Origin of the sequence: Flavobacterium sp. (assembly GCF_044376915.1) — a bacterium.
GTDB lineage: Bacteria > Bacteroidota > Bacteroidia > Flavobacteriales > Flavobacteriaceae > Flavobacterium.
On sequence record NZ_JBILKB010000114.1, the window covers coordinates 1 to 4356 of the forward strand.

Consider the following 4356-nt stretch of genomic DNA (forward strand, 5'->3'; position numbering starts at 1 on the left):
CGGCATATTGCCTGTCAGTTCGTCTTTTGCCATTGGACAACCACCAAAACCTTGTATGGCGCCGTCAAAGCGTCGACAACCGGCATGATAAGCCGCATCTATTTTTTCAAACCACTTATCAGGCGTGGTATGCAAATGAGCTCCAAATTCAATAGAAGGATATTTAGGAATCAAATGAGAAAATAAATAGGTAATAACTTCGGGGGTCGAACTCCCTACGGTATCCGAAAGTGAAAGAATCTTCACCCCTTTTTGCGCTAGTATTTCGGTCCATTCTCCAACAATTTCGACATTCCAAGGATCGCCATATGGATTTCCAAATCCCATCGAAATATAGGTTACTACTTCTTTGTTACTGGCTGCCGCTAGGGCTAAAATTTCTTCCAGCGTCACCAAACTTTCCGCAATGGTTTTGTGGGTATTTCGCATTTGGAAATTCTCCGAAATCGAAAAGGGAAAGCCCAAATACTGAATTTCTGGATGCAAGGCTGCTTGTTGAGCGCCTTGCGTATTGGCAACAATGGCCAATAATTTACTGCGGGTTTGCGACAGATCCAATTGGGCCAATACCTCAGCCGTATCTTGCATTTGTGGGATGGCTTTTGCCGAAACAAAACTACCGAAATCTATCGTATCAAATCCCACTCGCAAAAGCGCTTGCAAGTACTTCACCTTTTGTGCTGTAGGAATAAATGGCTTAATGCCTTGCATGGCATCGCGCGGACATTCTATGATTTTGATTTCGTTCATTGCTTCAAAGATAGCCATTTTAGGATTGTGCTAAAATCTTTTTATTAATCGCTTTCACCAAAGCCGGACCTTCATAAATAAATCCTGTGTATAACTGAACCAAACTAGCACCTGCGTTTAGTTTCTCCATCGCATCCTCAGCCGAATGAATGCCTCCAACTCCAATAATTGAAAACGAATTATTGCTTTTTTCAGCAAGAAAACGAATTACTTCTGTTGCACGTTTGGCTAATGGTCTACCCGACAAACCGCCCATTTGTGATTTGTTTTCCGACTCTAAACCTTCACGAGAAATTGTAGTATTCGTGGCAATTACGCCTGCAATTTTCGTTTCGTTTACAATTTCTATAATGTCGATTAATTGGTCATCGGTCAAATCAGGTGCGATTTTTAACAGAATTGGTTTGTGGTTCGTAACTTGTAATTTATTGTTTTCTAAAGTTTGTAACAATTTTTTTAGTGGTTCTTTTTCTTGCAGTTCACGAAGATTGGGTGTGTTTGGAGAACTTACATTCACAACAAAATAATCAACAAATGGAAACAACGCTTCAAAACAAATTTCGTAATCGTTTACCGCGTCTTCGTTGGGTGTTACTTTGTTTTTACCGATATTTCCACCAATTAATACCCCATTATTTTTTTTCAAGCGAGTAACCGCTTCTAGCACGCCACCATTATTGAAACCCATTCGGTTGATGATCGCATTGTCTTCTTTTAATCGAAACAATCGTTTTTTTGGATTTCCGTCTTGCCCTACTGGTGTTAGTGTCCCTATTTCTATAAAACCAAAACCAAAATTGGATAACTCTTGATATAATTTTGCATCCTTATCAAAACCAGCAGCCAATCCGACAGGATTTTTAAATTTTATCCCGAATACTTCCCGTTCTAATCGCGGGTCATTTAAGTCGTAAAGCGCTTTACATAAACCCGAAAAACCAGGAATTTTATTTAGAAATCGAATAGCTGAAAAGGTAAAATAATGTATTCTTTCTGGATCAAAACAGAAAAATAATGGTCGTATGATTAATTTATACATGATTGATAGTGTTGTCTTGCAAAAGTAAGAAAATGACCTCCAAAAAAAAAGAATTGAGGCGTTATGTTGGCTACTTTGTTTTGGGCAGGAGCACTACTTCTATTGGACTATTGGTTCGTGGTCCAAAAGTTCTGGCTTGGCGTTCGTTTTCACTCGAACACAAAATATACATATTGAACGCCTGCAATTGCACCAATTGCTCTTGAAAAACCCCTTTAGTATCTTGAATTTTAAGGTAAAAATCTTCCGCAGGAAAGGTATTGGTTACCGACAACAAATAGGTATCTCCGGCATAGGGGAAAAACCATTTTTCAGGTTCGTTGGATTTACTAATGAGGTGATTTCGGGTAAAAATTAGCGCTTGATTCGCGTTTTTCCAACTGTATTTATTGTTTTCATTGATTATTTCAACCCCTTTTTCATTGACCAGTGTAATTTTTAGATCCGCAATATTTTCTGATTTTCCATCTTCATGTGCTTTTACGACCAAATAAGACGTAAAATCAAACCCACAATGCGGTACTTGCCCCACTGTACTCAAAGTAAAAAAAAGAAAGAAAAAAGAAAGTATTTTCATTTATTGCGGTTTCGCATTTTTTTTCAAATAGTCTAAAATAACATAGGTTTCATCGTTTGGAATCCCCCCTTTTTTCTGCATTTCAAAAACAATCGGCTCCCATTGTTGCGCAGTGTATGCATTTGGCGCATACAAATCATGACAAGCTGCACATTGCTTTTGAAAAAGTCCCTTTCCAGGCTCTTCCGTGTTTATGGCTACTACCTCAGTGGTTTGTGCTGTTGCGGTTACTTGCTTTTTACTCACACAAGAAAGTAAACTAAGGAATGGAACTACTAGGAATAATTTGATTTTCATGGATATTGGTTTATTGGGTTAAATATATAAAAAAATCCCAAGACAAAGGCTCAGGATTTTTTTTAAACTATTTTGCTCTATTTACTTAACATCCATCAATTCGACATCAAATACTAAAGTAGCATCTGGAGGAATTACACCACCTGCTCCTCTAGAACCGTATCCTAAATATGAAGGAATTACAAAACGTGCTTTGTCTCCTACTTGTAACAAGGCAATACCTTCGTCCCATCCTTCGATAACCTGACCAATACCTAATGTGAAATCAATAGGCTGTTTTCTTTTATAAGAAGAATCAAAAACTTGTCCGTTCTCTAAAGTACCTTGATAATGAACCGATACTTTTTTACCTTTCTCTGCAGCAGTTCCATTCCCTTTTTGAATGATTTGGTAACGTAATCCACTTTCGGTTTTTTGAAAACCAGCTGCTAATTTTTCTAAAGCTTCTTCTGCCATTCTTTTTTGTTCTTCGATACGTTTGGCTCGAGACCCTTCAAAAGTCCTGAAAGCTTCAATAGCATTCCATTTTTCTGCCGCCTCACCCACTCTAATAATTTCGATACTTTCTAACGCATCATCTCCTTCAACAGCATCTACGACATCTTGTCCTTCAATTACATGTCCAAAAACAGTATGTTTTCCATCCAACCAATTGGTAGGTACGTGAGTAATAAAAAATTGAGAACCATTTGTGCCTGGTCCTGCATTTGCCATAGACAACACTCCTGGTTTATCATGTTTTAAACTGGGATGAAATTCATCGTCAAAGTTATACCCAGGACCACCCGTTCCTTGACCTTGCGGACATCCTCCTTGAATCATAAAATCAGGGATAACGCGGTGAAATTTTAATCCGTCATAATACGGTTTCCCCATTGGACGTGCCGAATTTTCCAATTGACCTTCTGCTAATCCTACGAAGTTACCCACTGTTCCAGGCGTTAAATCGTGTGTTAATTTTACTAAAATAGCACCTTTTGCCGTGTTAAATTTAGCGTATATTCCGTTTTCCATTGTTTTGAATTTTAATTTGAAAGTGCAAAATTAATACATTAATCGGAGAAAAATTGTATTTTTGAAAGTAATTAAACCCAAATTTATGAATTCTATTTACGACAAAGCATCAAACGAGGCCATTATTGCGCGTATCCACCAACTCACGCCCGAATCGCAAGGTTTGTGGGGTTTAATGAATGTAGATCAAATGCTCAAACACTGCAGTGCTGCTGTAGATGTAGCCTTTGGACAAAAAGAAGTAAACGTTAGCTTTTTGATGAAAGTACTGGGAAGAGTGGCAAAAAAGAAAGTATTTACTAATGAATTTTTACACAATAGTCCTACCGCTAAAGAATTTGTTTTTATGGAAACCTACGATTTTGAATTGGCAAAACAGGAACTTATCGAAAAATTTAGCCGGTTTGCGCAAGAAGGAACCGCTGCGATAAAAATAAAAAAACATCCTTTTTGGGGCAATATGACTTTTGAAGATTGGGATACCTTAATGTGGAAACATGTGGATCACCACTTGAGACAATTTGGCGTTTAAATCACTAATTATGTCCCAAATCAACGATTATACCGCTATCAATAAATCAACTTGGAATGATAAAGTTGATGTTCATATGGCTTCCGATTTTTATGATATGGATGGCTTTCTAAATGGAAAATCAACACTAAACGAAATCGAATTAGA

6 protein-coding genes are annotated in these 4356 nt (G+C 37.6%); 1 reads left to right on the plus strand and 5 read right to left on the minus strand.

What is annotated here, in order from left to right:
* The 5 genes from ACIQ6Z_RS09265 to ACIQ6Z_RS09285 form a co-directional block, all read right to left on the minus strand.
* Positions 1 to 750: hydroxymethylglutaryl-CoA lyase (locus ACIQ6Z_RS09265; protein ID WP_396210606.1), on the minus strand; the 750-nt coding region annotated here is incomplete at its 3' end.
* Positions 751 to 769: 19 nt separating this feature from the next.
* Positions 770 to 1789, minus strand: coding sequence for a quinone-dependent dihydroorotate dehydrogenase (locus tag ACIQ6Z_RS09270; RefSeq protein WP_396210601.1), 1020 nt, complete (start codon positions 1787 to 1789; stop codon positions 770 to 772).
* Positions 1790 to 1859: 70 nt separating this feature from the next.
* Complete coding sequence (locus tag ACIQ6Z_RS09275) at positions 1860 to 2366, minus strand: hypothetical protein (protein WP_396210602.1); 507 nt, start codon at positions 2364 to 2366, stop codon at positions 1860 to 1862.
* Complete coding sequence (locus tag ACIQ6Z_RS09280) at positions 2367 to 2663, minus strand: hypothetical protein (RefSeq protein ID WP_396210603.1); 297 nt, start codon at positions 2661 to 2663, stop codon at positions 2367 to 2369.
* Positions 2664 to 2744: 81 nt separating this feature from the next.
* Positions 2745 to 3677 carry a peptidylprolyl isomerase gene (locus tag ACIQ6Z_RS09285; protein ID WP_396210604.1) on the minus strand — a complete coding sequence of 311 codons (933 nt, stop codon included), beginning with the start codon at positions 3675 to 3677 and terminating at the stop codon, positions 2745 to 2747.
* Between the two features lie 85 nt (positions 3678 to 3762).
* Here ACIQ6Z_RS09285 and ACIQ6Z_RS09290 point away from each other — a divergent pair, with 85 nt between their 5' ends.
* Positions 3763 to 4209, plus strand: coding sequence for a DUF1569 domain-containing protein (locus tag ACIQ6Z_RS09290; protein ID WP_396210605.1), 447 nt, complete (start codon positions 3763 to 3765; stop codon positions 4207 to 4209).
* Positions 4210 to 4356 lie beyond the last annotated feature (147 nt).